The 22,700-nt window shown below is 35.8% G+C and carries 21 protein-coding genes and 1 riboswitch; of the genes, 8 read left to right on the forward strand and 13 right to left on the reverse strand.

Features of this window, described 5'->3' with window-relative positions:
• Positions 1–189 precede the first annotated feature (189 nt).
• Positions 190–498, forward strand: coding sequence for a hypothetical protein (locus H9655_RS14525; protein WP_191815230.1), 309 nt, complete (start codon positions 190–192; stop codon positions 496–498).
• 441 nt (positions 499–939) lie between these two features.
• Here the strand turns inward: H9655_RS14525 and H9655_RS14530 are convergent, their stop codons facing one another.
• Positions 940–1,065, reverse strand: coding sequence for an FbpB family small basic protein (locus H9655_RS14530; protein ID WP_095370308.1), 126 nt, complete (start codon positions 1,063–1,065; stop codon positions 940–942).
• A gap of 522 nt (positions 1,066–1,587) precedes the next feature.
• On the opposite strand from H9655_RS14530, the gene H9655_RS14535 reads away from it, so the two are divergent.
• Positions 1,588–2,031 (forward strand): GNAT family N-acetyltransferase, encoded by a 444-nt coding sequence (locus H9655_RS14535; RefSeq protein ID WP_191815232.1) that lies wholly within the window; start codon positions 1,588–1,590, stop codon positions 2,029–2,031.
• A gap of 95 nt (positions 2,032–2,126) precedes the next feature.
• On the opposite strand, the gene H9655_RS14540 is transcribed toward H9655_RS14535, so the two are convergent.
• Positions 2,127–2,393, reverse strand: a complete 267-nt coding sequence (locus tag H9655_RS14540) for a hypothetical protein (protein ID WP_191815234.1) — start codon at positions 2,391–2,393, stop codon at positions 2,127–2,129.
• Between the two features lie 420 nt (positions 2,394–2,813).
• A riboswitch (PreQ1 riboswitch) is annotated at positions 2,814–2,858 on the forward strand.
• 6 nt (positions 2,859–2,864) lie between these two features.
• Here H9655_RS14540 and H9655_RS14545 point away from each other — a divergent pair.
• On the forward strand, positions 2,865–3,383 hold the full coding sequence (locus H9655_RS14545; RefSeq protein ID WP_191815236.1) for a QueT transporter family protein: 519 nt from the start codon (positions 2,865–2,867) through the stop codon (positions 3,381–3,383).
• Positions 3,384–3,419: 36 nt separating this feature from the next.
• Here H9655_RS14545 and H9655_RS14550 read toward each other — a convergent pair whose 3' ends face one another.
• The 4 genes from H9655_RS14550 to H9655_RS14565 all read right to left on the reverse strand — a co-directional run bounded on the left by H9655_RS14550 (position 3,420) and on the right by H9655_RS14565 (position 11,326).
• The gene (locus tag H9655_RS14550) at positions 3,420–4,241 is read right to left on the reverse strand and encodes a TerC family protein (RefSeq protein WP_191815238.1); all 822 of its coding nucleotides are present in this window, start codon (positions 4,239–4,241) and stop codon (positions 3,420–3,422) included.
• 313 nt (positions 4,242–4,554) lie between these two features.
• Complete coding sequence (locus H9655_RS14555; RefSeq protein WP_191815240.1) at positions 4,555–6,174, reverse strand: M20/M25/M40 family metallo-hydrolase; 1,620 nt, start codon at positions 6,172–6,174, stop codon at positions 4,555–4,557.
• 325 nt (positions 6,175–6,499) lie between these two features.
• Entirely contained in the window at positions 6,500–7,870 is a 1,371-nt protein-coding gene (locus H9655_RS14560; RefSeq protein ID WP_191815242.1) for an aspartate kinase, read from the reverse strand.
• A 708-nt stretch (positions 7,871–8,578) separates the two neighbouring features.
• Positions 8,579–11,326 carry a GTP-binding protein gene (locus tag H9655_RS14565; protein WP_191815244.1) on the reverse strand — a complete coding sequence of 916 codons (2,748 nt, stop codon included), beginning with the start codon at positions 11,324–11,326 and terminating at the stop codon, positions 8,579–8,581.
• A 329-nt stretch (positions 11,327–11,655) separates the two neighbouring features.
• Here H9655_RS14565 and H9655_RS14570 point away from each other — a divergent pair, with 329 nt between their 5' ends.
• The gene (locus H9655_RS14570; protein WP_191815246.1) at positions 11,656–12,573 is read left to right on the forward strand and encodes a DUF1002 domain-containing protein; all 918 of its coding nucleotides are present in this window, start codon (positions 11,656–11,658) and stop codon (positions 12,571–12,573) included.
• Between the two features lie 130 nt (positions 12,574–12,703).
• Here H9655_RS14570 and H9655_RS14575 read toward each other — a convergent pair whose 3' ends face one another.
• The gene (locus H9655_RS14575) at positions 12,704–13,168 is read right to left on the reverse strand and encodes a GNAT family N-acetyltransferase (protein WP_191815248.1); all 465 of its coding nucleotides are present in this window, start codon (positions 13,166–13,168) and stop codon (positions 12,704–12,706) included.
• Positions 13,169–13,361: 193 nt separating this feature from the next.
• On the opposite strand from H9655_RS14575, the gene H9655_RS14580 reads away from it, so the two are divergent.
• Positions 13,362–15,020: a glutamine--tRNA ligase/YqeY domain fusion protein gene (locus H9655_RS14580; RefSeq protein WP_191815250.1), complete on the forward strand. Its 1,659-nt coding sequence runs from the start codon at positions 13,362–13,364 to the stop codon at positions 15,018–15,020.
• 275 nt (positions 15,021–15,295) lie between these two features.
• Entirely contained in the window at positions 15,296–15,541 is a 246-nt protein-coding gene (locus tag H9655_RS14585; RefSeq protein WP_191815252.1) for a DUF2164 domain-containing protein, read from the forward strand.
• 42 nt (positions 15,542–15,583) lie between these two features.
• On the opposite strand, the gene H9655_RS14590 is transcribed toward H9655_RS14585, so the two are convergent.
• Positions 15,584–16,303: a glycerophosphodiester phosphodiesterase gene (locus H9655_RS14590; protein WP_191815254.1), complete on the reverse strand. Its 720-nt coding sequence runs from the start codon at positions 16,301–16,303 to the stop codon at positions 15,584–15,586.
• Positions 16,304–16,460: 157 nt separating this feature from the next.
• Between H9655_RS14590 and H9655_RS14595 the strand changes: the two genes are divergently transcribed.
• Both H9655_RS14595 and H9655_RS14600 read left to right on the forward strand, forming a co-directional pair.
• Positions 16,461–17,303 (forward strand): MBL fold metallo-hydrolase, encoded by an 843-nt coding sequence (locus H9655_RS14595; RefSeq protein WP_191815257.1) that lies wholly within the window; start codon positions 16,461–16,463, stop codon positions 17,301–17,303.
• Between the two features lie 93 nt (positions 17,304–17,396).
• A complete protein-coding gene (locus H9655_RS14600; protein WP_191815259.1) occupies positions 17,397–18,356 on the forward strand; it encodes a D-2-hydroxyacid dehydrogenase in 960 nt (319 codons plus the stop codon).
• Between the two features lie 81 nt (positions 18,357–18,437).
• Here the strand turns inward: H9655_RS14600 and H9655_RS14605 are convergent, their stop codons facing one another.
• The 5 genes from H9655_RS14605 to H9655_RS14625 form a co-directional block, all read right to left on the reverse strand.
• Complete coding sequence (locus H9655_RS14605) at positions 18,438–19,382, reverse strand: DMT family transporter (protein ID WP_191815261.1); 945 nt, start codon at positions 19,380–19,382, stop codon at positions 18,438–18,440.
• A gap of 152 nt (positions 19,383–19,534) precedes the next feature.
• Entirely contained in the window at positions 19,535–20,932 is a 1,398-nt protein-coding gene (locus H9655_RS14610; protein WP_191815263.1) for a M20/M25/M40 family metallo-hydrolase, read from the reverse strand.
• Positions 20,933–21,288: 356 nt separating this feature from the next.
• Complete coding sequence (locus tag H9655_RS14615) at positions 21,289–21,849, reverse strand: NAD(P)/FAD-dependent oxidoreductase (RefSeq protein WP_191815265.1); 561 nt, start codon at positions 21,847–21,849, stop codon at positions 21,289–21,291.
• 74 nt (positions 21,850–21,923) lie between these two features.
• Positions 21,924–22,373: a GNAT family N-acetyltransferase gene (locus H9655_RS14620; protein ID WP_191815268.1), complete on the reverse strand. Its 450-nt coding sequence runs from the start codon at positions 22,371–22,373 to the stop codon at positions 21,924–21,926.
• A 16-nt stretch (positions 22,374–22,389) separates the two neighbouring features.
• Positions 22,390–22,623 carry an excisionase family DNA-binding protein gene (locus tag H9655_RS14625; RefSeq protein WP_191815270.1) on the reverse strand — a complete coding sequence of 78 codons (234 nt, stop codon included), beginning with the start codon at positions 22,621–22,623 and terminating at the stop codon, positions 22,390–22,392.
• Positions 22,624–22,700 lie beyond the last annotated feature (77 nt).

Raw genomic sequence — 22,700 nt, forward strand, 5'->3', positions numbered from 1 at the left:
ATTAGAAGAACATACTAGGAATAAAAAATGATACGTTTACCTATTTACTTTAGTCATCTTTTCCACTTTTATTAATAAAGTATAAAGAAAGTGGAAGAATCAAATGAATGATTTCTCTTAATCTTTTATTTTACAAATCAGCTAAAGTGGGTATAATGGATAATAACTTGAAGGAAAGGTGGGGTACGGATGACGGGCAAAAAGAGTTTCTCTTTTGGATTACTTATCATGTTCTGTGCATTTTTAGTTGTCCAATATCCTAGCGAACATTCAAGTTTGAGCACTTGGGGAGATCATCAACATGCAGTCTTTAACGACTCCCATTTAAGTGATACCTCTCCATTAAAAGAAGAGCTCAAAAAACATCCGCTTGTTTTTGAGCATGTATCACTAATGCTCTTCAGCTTACTCTTACTTGGCATCTGCCAAATCACTTATGTTTCTATTCAAAACAGTAGACATAAGCAGCCGATTTTCTTCCAATCTAATTATCTATAATTATTCTTTTAATTTTTGTATGAATAGTACACAAAATTAAAGGAGGAAATAATAATGATTGTTCGTATGATTATGATTAGTATGTTTTCATTAACTGCAACTACACTTTTATTTTTCCAAGGATTAGAGATTTTCCAAGCTTTCTTTGACTATTATAAAAATAAATAAAAAGCATTCATATAGCCGCTCATTCTACTTGAGCGGCTTTTATTAATACCCTTTCTTTTCCTTTTTTACTGACAACCAATTAGCAGGATCACTAGTTACAATCCTCTGCATTATAAAAATGAAACCAATTGTTAAAAACACTCTAGAATATTTACCCGCTTCAATTGTAACTTAAGGAATTTATACCTAAAGTTATACACTATAACGCATCCCCTATTTACTCCAAATAAAAAGACCAGAATGATTATCCTGGTCCCTTTCTATATAAAAGGCTTATTTCGCTTTTTCATGCCTTTTTTCTAAACGTTTTTCGATGACTTCAAGTTGATCTGGATTTTTTAATAACTCTTCTTTATTACGACGAACTAACTCGATGTATGATAACTTTTTCTTTCTCATAAATATTTCTCTCCTTATTCAAATGACTTTATTTTCTGAAAATAAAGTTCATATCTTTTTTAGAAGAAAACAGTTTTGTAAGATTTTCTGACAAGTTTAATTGTCCATACAAAATCCTTTTGAGTTTTCTTTAAATTCAGATTAATATGAAACAGAAGAAATGTCAAGACTTTTGAACCAAAATATTATCTTTATATAATTACGTCATAAAATCTTCACAAAATTTTAACAATTATACAAACCTTATTAAATACTGTTTTATAACATATTCAAACAATATTCACCTGTATTCATATAGGAGAATTTTCATAGCTCCATTAAATATCTGATATATTAAAAACATATTGACATAAATACCCTTTTGTATTTCATTTTCTTATTTATTTATGTTTCATGGTTCATTTTTTATGTCAGGGATTTTAGCTAAAGAGGCAAGTTAACTAAATAAGGAAATTTTTCGTGGTAGAATAATCCATAAAGAAGTGGTTCTAAAAATATATTTCGCGATAAGGAGAATTCACCTTGGAATTTAAACGATTAGAAAAGAATGATTTAAATAAATGTGTGCAAACATTTATTGAAGTATTTAATGATGAGCCTTGGAATGATGAATGGACATTTACAAAGGCAAAAAAATATTTACTGAGTTTTTATCAGACACCTGGATTTCTAGGCGTTTTAGCGGTAGAAAACGATGAAATAATTGGCTTTATTTTTGGTGTAAATAGAGCATGGTGGAGCGGAGATGAGTTTTTTATTAATGAAATGTGTGTAAAAACACAAAGTCAAAATAAGGGTATTGGAAGAGCGATGTTAAATCATTTAATAAAGGAGCTTCATAGCAGTAACATAAGTAACATTACACTTCTCACAGATAGAGGTATACCTGCCGAAGAATTTTATAAGAAAAATGGTTTTGAAGAAATAGAAAGAATCATTTTCTTGCATAAGAACATCAAACTATAGTTATCGAGAAGAGACAGGTGCTAGAATTAAATACGTACATATACTAACTAGGGTTTTAGCTAAAGAGCCCATCTCGATTGAGAAGGGCTTTAGTTTTACTCATCTCGATTATTACCATCATTCATATCTTCCGGGTCCTCAACCGCATCTTCTGGGTCAGGATCACCATCTTTCTCATCATCTTTAAACATCGTATCATCTTCATCTACTCCAGGTACATTCTCATCACCATTATTATCATTTTCTATACCATTGTTGGTTTCTGGAGGTGGACTCTGATCTTGATCATCATTCGCTCCACATGCTGCTAATGAGAAAGACAATAAGATGCTGGAAAGAATGAATAAAAACCTTTTTGCCATAACTTTCAACTCCTTTCAAATGATTGACTCTTAAGTCTTAAATATTTTCCCCTTTTATAAGAAAAATATTTATAAAAAAGAAAAACTCCTACTTAGAGGAGATCTACTAGTAAGGATACACCTGTAGTATGTTCTTGATGTTTTTGCATAAGTGACGCTACCACATTATCTTATTAGTTCTAAAATATAGCATGTGTTTATCTGCACTAACAAGAAGTGATCGTAGCTTCAAACAAGATACTATTTACTTAAATAAATTTTTTGGGATTCAACCCATTGAATTTAGATTAACTAAGACTAAAAACTCAAACTAAATAATTAAGATGGATAGAAATATTTATAAGATCATACTGTGAATTTTTTTCTTATATAAATAATACCATTTACAAACACGCCTAAAACCTGATATTATAACCTATTGTTAACGTGGTTCGAAACCATCCCACGATAAAAAACTAGGAGTGTAATCAAATGAATATTAGAATGATTGTAGCTAATGGTCTTTTGGCTGCTATGTATATTGCCATATCAATGGTATTACAGCCAATTGCTTTTTCAGCTATCCAGTTTCGTTTTGCTGAGATATTTAATCATCTCATTGTTTTAAACCGAAGATTTATTTATGGCATTGTCCTTGGTGTTTTTTTAACGAACCTACTATTTTCACCAATGAAGCCATTTGATTTAACATTTGGGGTCGCCCATTCCATCATATGTTTACTAATTAGCTTGTTTCTATTTAAATTTGTTAAAAATATTTGGTTACGTATGTTAGTAAACACCATCGTCTTTACTGTAATGATGTGGATTATCGCCTTACAATTAAAACTGGCTATTGGCCTTCCTTTCTTCATCACATGGGTCACAACTGCTATTGGCGAATTTGCTGTTTTAATTATTGGGATGCCTATTATTTACTTTTTATATAAGCAGTTATATAAAAGTAATTTAGATTTATCTAATGATATGAAAAAGCGTTCAACCTTCTAAAGAGGTGAACGCTTTTTTGGATATTCCACTCAAATATTACAATTGTTCTTTTTCTTCCTTTAATGTCTGATCCAACTTGTCGTTATCTCCAGTTCCATCTTCATCTGTTTTTTCTTTCGATAAAAACCAACCGCCAACTGCGATAAGAATAAGAACGATATAGAATGTTGCTTTCCAAGCAGTTGAATGAGAGAAGCCTTCCGGTAATACAGCCAGTGCAGGGTGTGCTAAAGTTGTGACCGCTAACTTTACACCTACCCAACCGACGATGAGAAAGGCAGCGATTTCTAAACCAGGACGTTTATTAAGTAAATCAACAAAGATATTAGCTGCAAATCTCATAATAATTAATCCAATCATTCCACCTGCAAATACAACGAGGAATTGCCCTGTATCCATACTTCCAATTGTACCAATACCAGTTGGTGGTAATGCCATTGCTAAAGCAATTGCTGCTAAGATTGAATCAATTGCAAAGGCAATATCAGCTAACTCAACTTTAAAAACTGTCATCCAAAAACCTGATTTCTTTTTCGGCTTGGCAGATGCATCAGGTACGTCATGCTTTTTGACCAGAAGCTTCCGGAATATATGATTCGCCGCGATAAAGATTAAATAAATTGCACCTAATGCTTGAATTTGCCATACATCAACAAGAAATGAAATAGCGAATAATGAGGCAAACCTAAATACAAACGCTCCAGCTAAACCATAAAATAATGCTTTCTTTCTTTCCTTTTCAGGTAAGTGTTTTACCATAATGGCAAGAACAAGTGCGTTATCTGCTGCTAATAATCCTTCTAATACGATAAGAACTAAAAGCACCCAACCATACTCTAATAATAATGCTGCTTCCAAATGAATTTTCCTCCTTCATTTATGTAACATCCCCTGCGAAATATCATTTTCAAGTAAGAAAAACAGTATTAGCTTTTACTTAACATTCCCTGTTTATTTCACTTAAAAACAAAAAACCTTTACCGTTTTCAGGTAAAGGTTTAGAAAACATAAAAGACCTTCACCGAATTTGGTAAAGGTCTTGCTAACAACGATCAGAATTGTTGCCAACAAAGCCGAGAGCATGATACTCCGAATTGACGACTTTGCTGTAAAAGCTACTCCCCTTTGGAGATGCTATTCATTTGATACCTCTATCATATGCAATCACGCTTCAACTGTCAATCATTTTTTGCTTTTCATGTTTTTTTATCAAATGTGCGAGTAGTTTTGGTAATGTTTCGAAAGCAAAAGGAATTTGCAGACGCTCTGTTTTTTGATGTGCATCCCTTCCCATCGGTCCCACATTAATTACAGGAGCAGTTATCTTTGCCATTTCCTTAAATGGGATGGAATATAATTTCTCTCCTCCTGGCAAATTGTCGTTATAAATATCCATATCCTTCAAATCAGCATGTAAGCCTGCATAACTTAAATCAGATATACCATTGAAATAAGCGACTGGATGAATACGCTCTTGATATTTTGTTTCAGCAAACTGAATTAAAGATGAGGATAATTCAGCAATACACTCGTTTTCACTGGAATTAACCGCAGGATAATACGGTGGGGCATAAAATAAAATAACCATCGGACCTAATTCTTGACATAGCATCGCTAATTGATCGACGATTTGTATCGTTTGATCGCGAATATCCCCCTCGGTCTCTTTGGCAATGGATTGCTCTAATATATCTATATATTCTGCACTCGTTTTCTTGACTGCATAAGCCCTGATTTCTTCATACAAATAAACATGAATATGTGATAACTGTGACTCATCCAAACCATTTACACGATATTTATCTCTTATAAATGCTTCCATTTTATCAGCGGCCTTTATCGCCACTTTCTTCATTTCATGCATGACATCAACAGGATTTCTTTTCATTAATAGCACATTATAAAGACTTGCTGAGCGATGAGGAATTTGTGTGGTATAGCCTTTTTTCAAATCTCTTTGCCAAAGCAATGTCGGCGGCGGAGACATCACACCATTCACCTGCTCTGAAAGCTCTTCATTCCACTCAACTTCATTTGTTAGAATAGATGACATCCAACAAGCATTCATCCCAGAAAACGGCTCACCGACATGAGATTCTTTCCCAAAACACAATGCTCCTGGCATAATTTTGCCGATCGTTCCTGTATAAAAATAATGATTATTATCTTGCGGAACTTGAGAAAACATCGGCTCTGAATTTAAATATAATGTATAATTGAGATTATGTTCTTCTCCAAGAGAAACTAACCTTGGAATCACTTCTCTCATACCAACTGAATTCACTTCCTCATCTGGAACCGCTACTAATAATAAATTGATGTTCCAGTCTTCATTCGCCGCTTTTTCTAATAAAGACATATGTTGAACCAATCCGCATTTCATATCCATCATGCCTCTACCAAACAACCAATCTCCACTAATTAAATCTTCTTTTGCATCTTCTGGTAAAGTATCAAGACGATTATGCAGCTCTCTTGTCAATTCAACAGGATTAAAAGCGAGATGTTGCAGGTCACCATAGTCTTCAATATCTACTACATCAAAATGACTTATCATCACTACCGTTTTTTCTGCTAAGTTATTTTTATATAGAGCCGTCAATATGGAACGACCATCTGAAGTCGGATGATTCACCACATACCCGGGATATTTTTGATAATAAGGTAGAGATTTTAATACTTGTTCCACTCTTAAAGGAAAGTATTTCTCTCCTGGTGAAAGACTCACACTATCAATGGACACAAGCTCTAATAAAGTGGCCAACATCTGACTTTTAGATTGAATAAACATTTCACTTGCCTCCCTTATTATTTCATCACCTAGGTAGTTGCCCTGAGATACTATATGCTTATGAATAAACATAATGATACGTGTTTCTTACGCCTGTTTAAAGAATATATTAGTCTTTTGCACCAGTTAAGTAAATATATTTTTTGAAAATTAGAAAGTATGAGATATATTTTTAAACAAATGGAGAAACTTGCGGATCTAACAGAAGCCACGCGCAGTATTCATTAACATTTAGTCACTTAGGCATCACTAAATATAAAGAACCTGCCTATACACTTTTCTACCCAGTGTATAGGCAGGTTTCCCTCAAACCCTTAACATCGCTTTATCCAATTGGTAATGCAATCTCTGCAAAAAATTCTTCATACAATGCCTGAACAGCTTTTTTCTCATCTACCTCTTTAACCGCAAACATCATACTCACCTCTGAAGATCCTTGGTTAATCATTTCTATATTAACATCCGCTTTGGCTAAAGCATTCGCGGCCCGAGCCATCGTGCCAATGTTATGGCGCATACCCTCACCAACAACCATAATCAACGCCAAGCTATGTTGAATATGTACTTCATCAGCTACTAATTCACTTTCTAAACGTTTAAGTAAAACTACCTCTTCATCTTCTTGTAGTTGATTCTCTTTAATAATGACAGTCACATCATCTATGCCAGATGGTGTATGTTCATAACTAATCCCAAACTCTTCTAAAATGGCATATAATTTGCGACCAAATCCGATTTCACGATTTAATAAATATTTACTGACATAAATACTGCAAAAACCAGTCGCACTCGCAATACCGACAACTGGACCATTTTGATTTTCTCTTGTCCGTAAAATCGTCGTGCCTCTTGCACTTGGATTATTCGTATTTTTAATTTGCACAGGGATTCCTGCTTGAATGGCAGGTATAAGCGCTTCTTCATGTAAAACAGTAAAACCTGCATACGATAATTCGCGCATTTCTCGATAAGTTAATTCTTTAATTTCTTTTGGCTGTTCAACAAAAGTTGGATTTACTGAAAAGACGGCATCCACATCCGTGAAATTTTCATAAACATCTGCCTTTACCGCAAATGCTAAAATCGACCCAGTGACATCAGAACCACTACGAGAAAAAGTAAATATCTTTCCGTTTTGGCCATAACCAAAAAATCCTGGAAAAATAATCAGTTCACAAGACTCACGTAGACGACTAAGCTTTTCATAAGATTTAGGTAACACTTGGGCATTGCCATGCTCATTTGAAACAATTAACCCTGCTTCTTTCGGATTCATATACTTAGCTTTCACGCCTTGTTCTTGGAAATAGCATGCAATCAATTTAGCATGGTTATCTTCTCCACTCGCTTTTATGCAATCCAGGTATTGTTCAGGGTTATTTTTATCTCCAGCCAATCTCTGTAATAAATCATTTTGAATCGCCTTAATGATCGTTGGCGGTAGTATAAGGTCGTCAGCAATTTCTTTATACCGAGCGACCACTTGCTCAATATAAGGACTCGGATCTTCATTATTGATTGCATGCAAACCACAAGAAATAAGTAAATCAGTCACCTTTGTATCATTCTCATGTCTTTTACCCGGAGCCGATACCACAATTATTCTTCTTTCATTGTCAGAATGCACAATATCAAACACACGCTTTATATGCTTCGCATCGGCTAGCGATGAACCACCAAATTTAACAACTTTCATCAAGACATCTCCCAATTTATTCTCTATTTTATATCTTCATTCTACTACTGAATGAAAAATAATCAAGAACTTTTTCTATCCAGTGAGAACAAATGTATTTTTAGAAAGGACATAAATGTGATGATATGAACAATTTTGTTAGTAAAATTCAATGCGAAAAATTCTTGTTTTTGTTAAGAAGTCCAGTGAAATAATACAAATGTTGTGCTTTTCTTACCAACAGCTAGGTGAAAATAATTTAAGCACTCCTTCTCAACGACCTTTAATCGTTATTTTCCTATCGCAACTATTACTCAATTCCTTACTTCAGCACTTTTGTCTTTTACTGATCTTAGGAACCTTATTTAAAAGAGGCTGGAGGATTACTAAATGAGCTAACCTCAAAAAAAGAACAATAACAAATGATGATCTTAAAACTTCATTTGCAAAAAAAGTCCGTTCCAATGCGCTCACGTACACTCGCTTTCCGCGGGGAGGGTCTGAGCCTCCTAAGGCATTGCCTATGAGGTCTCAGCTTTCCCTCTATTTCCCGCAGGAGTCGAGTGTCTTCCGCTCCATTTCACTATTCTTTTCATATAAGGGTTCCAAACACAAAAAAACCGAATGATTAGATGGATACTCCTAATCATTCGGATAAATCATTAGCTAGAATACTTATGTCCCAACCTCTTCAGTTAATTCATATGCGTATTTTATCAGCTATATAGATTAAATATATTGCTTTGGTGTTTGAGCCTTCTTCGTCATCCATTCATATTGCTTCCATTTTAACTCGAATAATTTTAATGGATCATGGTAGACTTCTGGATTACTTCTCATTTTTTCAAGTTCTTGGTTATCATTTGCAATTGTCATATGAGATTCTTTTACTGTTTCTTCTAATACCGCAAATGGTGATTGGAAAAACATTTGAATATCACGATCTAACGCTTTCTCGAATAGTTCAAATTGCTGGATGAAGTTGTCTGTCATTTGACTTGCTACTTCACGATAATCCTCATTGTCAACAAATTGTTTATACTTATTGTAAAGCATTGTTTTATTTTGTGGGATGAGCCCAAAGATCTTTCCTGCGCTTTTCAATAGCATTTGTGTTGGTGTATGACGTAGCATAATATTTGCTTTATCTAACCTTACCGTACCGTGAGTCAGGCGATCTGCATCGCGCTTCCAATCTTCAAGAATACGGAAATCACAGTTCAATTGTAATTTTTCAAAGCCGTATAATTCATTGAAGCTATCCCCCATCTCTACTAAGAAAGCCTGACCTGTCAAAAATTCTTGCTCGCTTTCCATAATCCATGCTTGTATGGATTCCCTATATTCCGGTAATACCTTTTCAGATATATATTGTTGGACTCGTTCATTCATTTCATCATTCAACTGAATATGAAGCTTACTGAAGTCACTATCTTCCCGAATCAATTGACTACACTCACGTAAAATATCCGGAATAGCTGCAGCTAACTTATCTTCCATCGTCTTTTTAATATCACGATAAGAATGACTGATATTTTTCACTTTTTCTTCTTCCATATCCTCTAATTGATGAATTGCACCATTCAACTTTGTTAACATTTCTTCATGCCAGTTCATATCATCAATTAGCGCATTTTCTTTTTCTATTCGTTTATCGAGAAGAAACTTAATCGATTTTTGGATATAATGCAACATCTTCTCTGTCCGCTCTTGCATTAAATGACGTCCTTCATTCAACCCAGCTAAAAATACTGCAAAATCTTTCAGCTGCTCTGTAGGATCATATTGCGGTGAGTAGGCAAAGATTGTCGCTTTAGGGAAATAGGTAGAAACTCTATCAGCCGTTTCGTCCATCCACTGCATGGCTTCTTCTTCACTACTAGCTGCATCCATATGATTTAAAATAAAATGTACCGGCAGACTAGGTGATTGCTCGCGAATTTTCACAGCAATATCTAATTCTCTATCTGTTAACGGGTACTCCGCATTTAAGATGAATAACAAGCTATCGGCAAAATGTAAATATTGGAATACATCATTTCTAAACTTGTTACTGCTAGAGAGACCAGGTGTGTCCATGACCGCCATTCTTTGTTGCGATAGGAAAGGTAGAGAATTTTTATAATCGACCAATACTTGATCCGATCGTTTTTCTCCCGTTCTTAAATCATCCATAGAGTCAAGCGGAATAATTGCTGTATCAGAAATGGAAGTGAGTTCTTTATAGTCAGCATGTTTATACATCACTGTTGCCGTTGTATTCTCTGCTTTCACATGATCTCCGAGTAATTCTTGGACAAACTCAGTCTTACCACTCCCAGACATCCCCGCAATAATGACATGATTTGTTTCTAAATCAAGTAATTCTTTTACCATCCATTCAAATCTTGCACCCATTAATACATCATGTCTTCTTGCCCATTCCATGATCGATTGGAATAATTGATAATTCTCTTCAAGCGAATGGCCCACCGGCATTGCTTCTTCTATCATTCTTTCCGCATCATTTATCACTTCAGCATCAAAACTCTTAGTAAATAAATCACTCCATGCAAGCACTGCAGATGATGCAATAAGACGGTAAGTATCTGAAGAAATCCTTAGCCAGTTTTGTAAATGCGGTGGAACGATTTTGGCAATCTCTTTTATTTGCTTATCGCCATTAATTAATTCGAAATAAGTATCATGATAAATAACAGATAATTCGTTCCAATGATATCCGCTCTGTGTATCTAACTTTTGCATGAGTTGGTTAAATTCTTCTAACCAATTAAAATAGTTTTCTTCCCCTTTATAGCTTTGCCAAAATGCGACAGATATCGCTTCAAACTGGCGAACATCATTTTGATAAAGGATTGTTAACGCCTCAATAAAGTACTTAGGAGCAGTTTTTTTCGTTTTTCCCTCTACAACATATCCCTTTAATGTGTGGAACCAGGTAATTTCTTGCGTTCTCATGGCTTCATTTACAGCTAATTCAACTGCATTTTGCCAATCTTGATGGTCTTCAAAAAAGACACGTGCGATTCTCGTTACATCTGGATAATCCGGATTTAAGAAGACTGCTTTTTTAATAGCATCTACTGCCTTCTCTAATTTCCCCTGCTGTATGTATAGAGAAAATAATTGCAGGAGTACTTCTATTTTCAATACATCTGAATCTGTATCAATTGATAAATAGATTTCCTCCGCAGTACCTAAAAGATCTAATTCAAAATAGGCATCTGCAACATTTTTTCGTGCCCATGGCTGAAACTCATTATCTATATTTTCCCATTTAAAGATAGCCGCTTCATAATCTTTATGTTGAAAATATACTTCACCTTGTGCAAAACGAATCATTGTCAGGTCTGGCGATTCTTTCATATTCTCTTGCAAATAAGCATCCCCTAATACTTGAACGGGATGTGTATGTTCATGATTCATTGTAAATGTGTCATGGAATTGTTTATTAATTAATTGATTTTCTATATTCATGATTGTTCCCTCTCTTTGCAATTTAGGATAGAACCATTATCCTATCTGCTTCTATCCTGTTATTCTAACAAAATAATCACTGCAAATAATTTCATTTAGCTATCATTTTTGATACATAAATGTTGAAGAATGTAATATTTTTAACTTACATTTATACTATTCGTTGCATTGTTATCTTTTTTGCACGTTAATTAGGATTTAGTTATTGACGGGATCATATTTTTAGAAAAAGTCGCGTTTATCCTTTACATATCTCCCATCTATTTCTTTAAAATGAAACCTTTTTTATCCTGAAACGTCTATAATCTTAGTGAAAGGAGCGTCATAAGATGAAGAAAAGATCGAGGGTTTTATCTATTATTACAACTATTACCCTATTATTCTCATTACAAACCACTGTTTTTGCTTCAACAGGATCAGCCAATTCTGAGGAAAGTATTAATGAGAAATATGGATTACCCATTGTTGCCTATGGTGAGGCATTAAGTTCTAGCCAGAAAGAAGAAACAAAGAAGTTATTAGGTGTAAAAGAAAACAGTAAAGTAGAAGAAATTATTATCACTGCTGATGATATTGTTCATTATATTAAAGGGGACCCCCGCTCTAATATGTATTCCTCTGCGAAGATTACGCGCACGGATACAGGTAAGGGTGTAATTATCAACCAAATGACTCCTGAAAACATTACGGAAGTAACTGATGAAATGTACGCCAACGCCTTACTTACAGCCGGTATCGAAGAAGCCATAGTTGATATCGCTTCTCCTGTAAAGGTTAGTGGCCACTCAGCTCTAGTTGGAATATACAAAGCCTATGACCAAGGTGAGGGCGAGAAGTTAGATGAGGAAAGAACTGAAGTAGCAAATGAAGAACTAAGTATCGCGACAAATTTAGCGAAAAAAGAAGGTATGGACCAAGAGAAGGTAACCGAACTACTAACTGAAATCAAAAAAGAAATCGCTGAGCAAAACCCTGCAACAAAAGAAGATATACAACAAATTGTTAATGAACAAATGCAAAAGCTAGAAATCCAGCTTAGTGAAGAAGATCGGCAGCTCCTTTATGACCTTTTTGAAAAAATGCGAGAACTTAATATTAACTTTGATAATGTCAAATCCCAATTAGAGGATTTGGCCAACAGTGTGCAGGAAAAAATTTCAGAAGCAGTCGGAGATAAAGGCTTTCTTCAAGCAGTATCTGACTTCTTTAAGAATCTAATCGATTCTATTAAAGGCATTTTCTCCTAATTCATTTGAACCAACTCCAAGTGTAGAGTTGGTTCTTTTCGTTTTAAAATTTTAGGGTAGGGGCACACAAGTACCTTACTTAGCTGCGCAATTACGATTTGCTCGGCCTTCTTTGCGATTTTCTCCTTACTTAGCTGAACAATCTACTTAAACAGCGGACCCACTCATATTCAATAGCAGGTAGCCCTTCTTCGTTATCACTATTAAAGGCAATCTTTTTAAATCCTTTGCCTTCGTAAAACTGCTGTGCTTTTTTGTTTACTTCGAATGTATATAATCTTAAACGCCCGCATGAATGAGTTTTCGCATGCTCTAATAATGCCCCACCAATCCCCAACCCTTGATAAGCTATATGTACATACAGTTGATTAATCTCGCTTTCATTATAAGCAATCATGCCAATCGGCGTTTCATCTAGCACCACTAAATCTACACGGAATTGTTTTGTTAACATATGATTGAGAAAATAGATATGCTCTGTCATATTATGTATTTCCTTTTGACCAATAGCAACTTCTTTACTCTCCCTCCAAAAGCTAACTGTCGAGAGGGCATACTTCTTTTCATAGGCTATGATTCGCCAGTCTTTAACCATACAACTTCCCCCTTCATTATCCAACCTTTTATATATTCATGACGGAAAGATGATTCCCTCCTTATTTATATGGAGAAAAACTTTTTAAGCGCGCTTTTTTTGTATATAATAGATAGAATCAACAGGCACTTTATTTATAGGCTTATTAAGATTAAAATAAGGTAAAGAACAAGGTAGAAAGGCTGATATCGGATTGGAACAATCAAACTTTATTCGTACAATTATTAAAGAAGATCTAGAAAATGGAAAGCGCGACACTGTTGTAACCCGTTTCCCACCAGAACCAAATGGCTATCTCCACATTGGACATGCCAAATCCATCATTATTAACTTTGGTTTAGCAGACGATTTTAACGGGCAAACAAACTTACGCTTTGACGATACAAACCCATTGAAAGAAGACCAAGAATATGTCGATGCCATTAAAGAAGACGTAAAATGGCTCGGATATGATTGGGAAGAGCTACATTATGCATCCAATTACTTTGATGAAATGTATAACCGTGCCGTCCTTTTAATTAAAAAAGGCAAAGCATATGTCGATGACTTAAACCAAGATGAAATTCGTGAGTACCGTGGGACTTTAACTGAGCCTGGTAAAGAAAGTCCTTATCGTAACCGTTCAATTGAAGAAAACCTAGACCTATTCGAAAAAATGAAAAACGGGGAATATGAAAACGGTCAAAAAGTTTTGCGCGCAAAGATAGATATGTCATCACCAAATTTAAACTTACGTGACCCTGTTATTTACCGTATCTCTCATGCGACTCATCATAATACTGGGGACACGTGGTGTATTTATCCTATGTACGCTTTTGCCCATCCGCTTGAAGATGCAATCGAAGGTGTCACACATTCATTATGTACGACAGAATTCGAAGACCAACGTCCTCTTTATAATTGGGTTGTAGCGGAATGTGAAATGGAAAACCAACCACAACAAATTGAATTCGGGCGCTTAAATATTACAAATACAGTAATGAGTAAGCGAAAACTAAAACAATTAGTAGATGAAGGAATTGTTGATGGCTGGGATGACCCAAGAATGCCAACGATATCGGGTCTGCGTCGCAAAGGGTATACTGCTAGTGCTATTCGTGAGTTTGTTCAAGAAACGGGTGTCTCTAAAGGTAGTGGTGCAGTGGATGAAATGATGCTTGAGCACTATGTCCGCGAAGACTTAAAACTCAGTGCCCCACGAACAATGGGAATCTTGAAACCGTTAAAAGTAGTCATCACCAATTATCCGGAAGGTGAATCTGAGTGGTTAGAAGCGGAAAACAATCCTGAAAACGAGGAAATGGGCACAAGACAAATTCCATTCTCTCGTGAAATATATATAGAACAAGAGGACTTTATGGAAAATCCTCCGAAAAAATATTTCCGTCTTTTCCCTGGAAATGAAGTACGCTTAAAGCATGCTTACTTCATTAAGTGTAATGATGTCATTAAAGATGAAGATGGCAATGTTGTTGAATTACACTGCACTTATGATGTAGAAACGAAAAGTGGTACAGGTTTTACAGGTCGTAAAGTCAAAGGTACATTACACTGGGTTGATGCCAAAAGTGCCGTCTCTGCTGAATTCCGTCTATATGAACCTTTAGTATTAGACGAGCAAATGAAAGAAGAAGCATTAGAAGACAAAGATTTCTTAGACTATATTAATCCAAATTCACTTGAAGTGGTGCAAGGATTTATTGAACCGAACTTAAAAGATGTTCAACCACAAGATAAATTCCAGTTTTTCCGTCACGGTTACTTCAATGTCGATTCTAAATATAGTACACCTGAAAAACCAGTGTTCAATCGCATTGTATCGTTAAAAAGCTCTTTTAAGCTAAATAAGTAAGATATCTTACACGAATGGTTCTATTTCATGAATCATTCGTGTTTTTTTGTGGTGTAATCTTTTCATCGTTCACTCTTTAGAATGGAATGCTATAAGGGTGATTGAAATTAGATTGCATCAATATGGGAACAACTTTACTAAGCACTTTTCCATCTTGCCAACAGCTGCGATAATTCTTTTTAAGCTACTCATCTCTTTACTGTTTTTCACTATTCAACACATGCATCATAATCATTCATGGTGTATGATGGTCGTATAGAAATGGAGGTCATTACATGTTTTATCGACTGACAAAAGAACAGCAGCAACAAATGATTGAAGAAATCCAACAGTTTTTTCTTCAGGAAAAAGATGAGGATCTTTCCGAATTCGCCGCTGAGCGTGTGTTAGATTTTTTCAAAGAATCACTTGCCCCTCACTTTTACAATGCAGCTATCCAAGACACTCAATCCATGCTAAAAGAACAGTTTGCTAGTATTGAAGATGAGGTATTAACCTTAGAGCGTCCCATTCGACGCTAATGAAAAAAGTGGCCTAATCAGCCACTTTTTTGTATACTACATTCATTGATAGTTGGAAACAAATTCATCACAAAAATCGGTCATAACCACTTCAACGCCTTGATTAAGTAATGATTGAGCATCGGACCATCGATTAATTGTATAAGTTCGTAATGGGATTTTGTTTTCTATTGCCTGTATACCATATATGGATTGCGCAAATTCTTTTTGACAATGAATAGCATCAGCACCAATATTCTGAGCTACCTTAATCGCATTAGCGTGTATACCTAGAATTAAATACCCTGTATTTATTTCACTATCTAATGTTCGAATTCTCTTTACACTCTCAGGATTAAAAGATGAGAGAATGATGCGCTCTCTTAAACCATATTGCTCAATTAAAGTTAACACCTTCTCCTCCATGCCATCGTAGCGAAACACATCATTTTTCAATTCAACATTTATAACCAATTCATTATGATCCTCTTTCGCCCATTGAAAAACCTCTTCTAAATGTGGGATTCTCGCATGGTTAAATTCGGTGTCAAACCAACTCCCTGCATCAAATTGCACAATATCTTTATATTTAAAATCCCTGATAAACCCTGTACCATCTGTTGTCCGATTGATTTTCTCATCATGAATGATGACAAGTTCACCATCTTTAGATAATTGGACATCTAATTCGATTCCATGAACACCAGCTTTTCTTGCTGCTTCAAAAGCAAGCATCGTATTTTCCGGAAAGCGACCACTTAATCCACGGTGGGCAAATATCATTGCTCAACCACCCTCTCCCTTTTCTACAATTGTATAAAAATTATTTAAACACAGTATGAATCGTTTGTAAAAAATTCCTTTTTATTAATGTTAAAGATTAATCGAATGTAAGCAGGGTATACTCTCATATAAAGACATGTAAAGGAGATAAAATCTTATGAGAGAGTATGATTCTGAGCAACATTATATGCCTATCACCTCAACAACGAGCGGTATGATTGTTCATTCTGCAGAAGGTGTTGATTATATAAACATTCAAATCGTTAATATTTGTTTTGTTAAAACAGCAGAGGATGCATGGGTCCTTGTTGATGCTGGTATGCCAAAATCAGCCCATAAAATTATTGAAGCTGCTGAAGAATTATATGGAAGTGGTGCGAAGCCTGTTGCGATCATATTAACCCATGGACATTTTGATCACGTAGGAGCGATTCATGAGCTATTAGAAGAATGGGATGTCCCTGTTTATGCTCATTCAATGGAATTACCTTATTTAACTGGTCGGAAAGATTATCCAGAACCTGATAATACAGTTGATGGTGGATTATTAGCTAAGTTCTCCAATTTATTCCCTAATGAAGGGATTAATATTTCACAGCATGTAAAACCGTTACCAAGAGATGGTCATATTGATGAAATGCCCGGTTGGAAGTGGCTTCATACCCCTGGACATACAGAGGGCCATATTTCACTTTTCCGCAAAAGCGATGGTGTCTTAATTGCTGGTGATGCCTTTTGTACGGTTAAACAAGAGTCCCTTTTTAAAGTAATGACACAGGAGCAAGAAATTAGTGGCCCACCAAGGTATTTAACCACTGATTGGCAACTAGCAAGAGAATCTGTCAGAAAACTCTCTGACCTTAATCCTCATATCGCCATCACAGGACATGGTATTCCTATGGCTGAACAAACTCTCCAACAAAGCCTTATCACTTTAGTAAGGGAGTTTGATGACATCGCAATGCCTGAGACTGGTAGATATATTAAAGACGACGAATAATAGTAATATTCAATATCTTTTATTTCGGTATCCTGAAGATTTTGCTATTATAAAGAGTAGACTTGCAAATTTTCTACTGATGGAGGATACCTTATGTCTAAAAGAAAAATGATTATCACACAAAACTTAAGCGAAGAACTTAAATCAGCCATTACAGAAATCACTCCTGATTGGGAGCACATCATAGGCAAGGATCACGACGTATGGGAGAGTCATATGAAGGATGCAGAAGTGATTGTTGCATGGAAACATCGTATGCATGATACCTATAGGAATAACGCTAACCTTCGTTGGATTCAAACATGGAGTGCTGGTGTGAATTATTTACCGCTCGAAGACTTTGACAAGAAAAACATCCTTCTAACAAGTGCAAACGGGGTACATGCTTATCCAATTTCGGAAACGATTTTTGCATTGATGTTAGGTTTAACGAGAAGTATCGACCGTTATGTTAAACAACAACAAGAGAAAGTATGGGATGGAACTGGTAATAAACTCGAAATGCATGGAAAAACCATCGGTATTATTGGTGTGGGAATGATTGGACAAGAGACTGCTCGAATTGCCAAAGCGTTTAATATGCATGTCATTGGTGTAAGGCATTCAGGCAAACCTGTCGATTACGTTGATGAAATGTATACTTCACTGGAACTTGACGACATCCTACCTAAATGTGATTATATTGTCGTCACCCTGCCTTTAACGAAGGATACATACCATATGTTCAGTAAAGAACAGTTCCAACGCATGAAACAAACGGCATTTTTTATTAATATTGGACGCGGGGAAATCGTTGATGAAAACGCACTTTATCATGCACTTTCAGAAGGAGAAATTAAAGGTGCTGGTATTGATGTTTTCGAAAAAGAGCCGCTACCTGAAGATAGTCCATTATGGGAATTAAATAACTTAATCATCACCCCACATACATCGGGATCAACCGAACATTATAACGAAAGAGTCATTAAAAACATCTTCATTCCTAACCTAAAAAAATATTTGAATGGCGATGCCCTTGATACGAATGTAGTGGATTATAAAAAAGGATATTAAGAGAAACAAAATCCGAACAATTATTTAAACGCTGCTATTGCTGCGAATAATTGTTCGGATTTTTCAACTTCATTTACAAATCTATTTGTTTGCTACGTTTCTTTTTTTTATCGGCTTCATCTTCTCTGTTCTTCTTTTTCTTAATAATGTTTCAATTGCACCTGATCCAAGGAGAACACCAGGAATGATAAAGACAAGACCAATCCAATGATAAATCGTGATTTGCTCCCCTAAAAATAGTGCCGATCCGACAAGAGCAAAGAATGTATTTAAATTTAAAAAGATGGCCGCTTCAGCCGGACCAATTTTACTAATCGCATAATTGTAGCCCATTTGTCCAATAGCCGTTGCTAATATGGCAGATGCTAAGAATAAAATCCATAAAGAACTTGGTGCATCTAATAAATTTGAAAATGCCATAGGCTCTGACATCAAACCTATGCCGGCGAGGATGATCCCCCCAAATATCAGCATATAGCCAGTGAGTAGTCTACTATCAATGGTCTTCGCTGCCTTACTAATAAGAATAAAGCTGAACGCTTGAGATAGAATCGATAAGAAAATATAAATATCGCCAAAAGAAAAACCAGATAACCCTCCATTACCGATTACGACGATAAAAGAAACACCAATAATGCCAAAGATAAAACCTATCATCTGCATTCGTGAAGGTATGGTTTTAATGATAATTGCTGAGAGAATAGCTGTTAAGACTGGCCCTGATCCTAATATTAATCCTCCGTTTGCACCCGAGGTTTCCAATAACCCATGTGCAAGAAAAAAGTGATGAGCTGTAATATTAAAGAGGCCACCATATATGATATATTGTAATTCCTTCCGATTTGGTCTTCTTACTTTCCCTATAACTCCAAGCATAAGAAAAACAAAAAATCCCGCAACTAGAATCCTGATTGCAGTAATCGTAATCGGTGGGAAAGAAGAGACAAGGATTTTAATCGCGGATACATTAAATCCCCATATCATCATTAATATTGTCATAAATATAAATAGACCGAGCTTGTTCATTCCCATCCTTCTTTCCGTCTTTGTAATGAAGTAAATTTTATCATATATCTTCTTTATATGGAGAAAAAGTGTGCAATTGATAACCAAATACGGAAATGAGCAAGAAAAGATGGGAGCATACGCCCCCACCTTTACAGAAACTGAACCCTTATCTATTTTAAATCCTCTTCAAGAAACATCTGTGGCTCGACCTTTTTCGCTTGCTGTTTTCTAGGTTTGAACATACGATCGATTTGCGCTTGTTGATATACCGCCGTTCCAACAATACTGGCTACATCCTTTAGTTTTTCCTTACTAATTTTATCTATCGTATCATCTGGTGTATGGTACCAAGGCTCTGATGGGCTGTGAATAAATAAAGCTGCTGGAATACCTACCTCTGCAAATGGCACATGATCACTGCTGCCACCACTTCTAATCGGTGTTGCTTCTCCATTTAACCTCGTGCTAGTCGCTTGAGCTAACTCGGTGACAAGGTTTGGCTCACCATCAAGTGTGGCCAAAACGAGATCACCTGCATCTCTACTCCCGACCATATCTAAGTTAAAATTCGCCACAATTCTATCTCGTTCATCTTCAGGTAAACTATTTACATAATGTGTAGATCCAAGTAATCCTACTTCTTCAGCACCAAATGTAATAAAACGAATTTCTGTATCAGTTGGGAATAACTTAAGTATCCTTGCCAATTCAAGTGTCATCGCTGTTCCTGAAGCATCATCATTGGCACCTGGCGCACCAGCAACGGAATCATGGTGAGCACCAATAACAATAATATCATTCGTACCTCTTAATTTTGAGGTCGGCTTTTTTGTCGCTATGACATTATGAGACGTTTTCTCTCCCGTACTTGCCCCTTCTATATTGATAGTCGCCTCAGTCACTTCCCCGGCTTCTAGGCTAGCAAGCAACGCATCTCCCTCCGCTTTTGACAAAGAAATGGCTGGAACAAATTGATCATTATGTTCTCCCAATGTTCCATTTAAAGAGCCCTCACTATTATTAAAAATTATGACTCCCGCTGCCCCTGCCTCTCCTGCATTCAACACTTTCTCACTGAAACTTAACTCTCCGCGCTTGATTAAAACAATTTTCCCCGTAACATCACCTAATTCTTCTGGTTTTCCGAGACCGCCATAGACGATCTCCCCACTCACATTCCCACTAATAGAATATGTAAAATAGTCAGGGTTTAATTGCTCATTATATCCATCTACTTGTAGTTCAGTCGTATGTGGTGGAGTATATCCAACATAGGTAAACGGTTGAATATCTGCACGATAGCCGTAATTCCTAAACTCTCTTTTGATATATTCGACAGCCTCATCTTCCTGTTCTGTCCCAGCAACTCTCGGCTCTCTGGCAAGATGTGCAATATTGCGATAGATTTTGTGCTCATTCACTAATTTTGTAATTAAATAGTCATAGAATTGATTAGAATGATTCTGTGTTTCAGCTGCCTCAACAGGTTTCACAACATAACCTTGAACACCTAATGCACCAAATACGAGAGTAGTAGCTAAACTCCATTTTAAGATAGATTTCTTCATTTTTTCCTCCTATTAATTTATTTTCTAAAAGTTTAGACTATTAATTCCAAGTTATTAAGTGTAGTATTCACTATCTTTTAATAGGGAGAAAATGCTAGTTTTTCATATACGAACCTTCTAACTACAAATGATGGATGATAAATGATGGATAGAAAAGGTTGATTATTAAAAATTACATATAAAGTGAAAGGAGTCTTACGGGAAGAAAAATTTCCTGGCGAGCTATTTAGGCAATGCAAAACAGTGAGACTGCAAAATCAGCCTCCCATTCTCAGTGAAATGGCATGTTCCCCCAACAATTGACACCAAACCAAAAAAGCTGACCATAACAGTCAGCTTTCTTAAACAACTACTATTTATTTCAATACATCGTGGTCCACATAACGCTCACCATTTATTTCGCTAATTACATTAATAGCTACCTTCGCGCCATCGCCAGCAGTAATAATTGTATGTACACTTACACCTGCTGTCGTTCCTGCAGCCCAGATACCAGGAATATTGGTTTGACCTGATGCATCGACATCAATAATGGTTTTTACTCTTGGCTCTGTTCCAGGTTTCGTTTGTACACCTGCTCTTTCGGCTAAATCTGCTAAGAACCCTGTTGCTAAAATCACATGTTTCGCTTCATAACTACCTTCAGAAGCAGTAACAACAAAACCTTCTTCTTTTTTCTCAATAGATTCTACTGTTGCCTCTACTATTTCTGCCCCAAATTTCTCTGCTTGTTTTTTACCTGTGCTAACCAAATCCGGACCTGATACCTCTAATACACCATAATGGTTTTCAACCCACGCCCTTTTGGTTACACCTTTGTCATTATCAATAACAATTACTTTTTTCCCCGCTTTAGCAGCAAATAAAGCTGCACTAGCACCAGAAGGTCCTGCTCCAACGATTAGAATATCATACATGTTCCATTCCTCCTCTAGAAATACTCTCACTTTTCTAGAATAGACAAAATAATTAGAAATGTAAAACATTCTACTCAAAGCTGCTTTTGTAGAATCACCATGTGAATGAGTTGTTTACCACCCTCATAAATAGGTTGGTCATAATATTTAACAAAGAAATCATCAATCTGATGTGAAATATGAAATCCACACGTTTGGTAAAAAGGAATCGTAAGGGGACTATCTCCCGTTCCTACTTGAAGCATGCGGGCTCTCCCTTTATAGATATCTTCCACAAGCTGAATCATCTTTTTGCCATATCCTTTTCGTTTTAAATGCGGGACCACCGCTAGATTCTTTATTTCATATATATCTTCTTTCTCCTCTGTTACCACACAAACACCGATCAACTTTTGTTTATCCTCGAAAATATAAAGATCTCCCCGTTCTAGATACTGATCAATCATATTCTCTTGTTCATCTGCAAGCAGTAGCAGATCCAAATATCTTTTCTTATCTTCATTCACTAGCTTTAACTTCAACATGTCACATCCTTACTAATCAATCTTCATCCTTTATATCCCTATCTTCTGGAATTGGTTCTTTCGATAATTCTTCCACCAATTTCTTATATTTTTCTAATTGTTGAAAATGGGTCTTAAATTGGTCTTTATAAATAAGTACTGCTCCCTCGCTATCATGAATGACACGGATTTTACCTTGGAGGATCAACTCTTCCACATAAGTGACTGACACCGATAAATATTGAGCTGTTTCTTCTATTGTTAAATACATGATTCCTTCATCTCCTCCAACTAGTTTCTACTATTATAACTTATTTTTTTAAAAGCTTATTTATCCTACTATCATAC

Origin of the sequence: Cytobacillus stercorigallinarum, from assembly GCF_014836495.1 — a bacterium.
Taxonomy (GTDB): domain Bacteria; phylum Bacillota; class Bacilli; order Bacillales; family Cytobacillaceae; genus Cytobacillus; species Cytobacillus stercorigallinarum.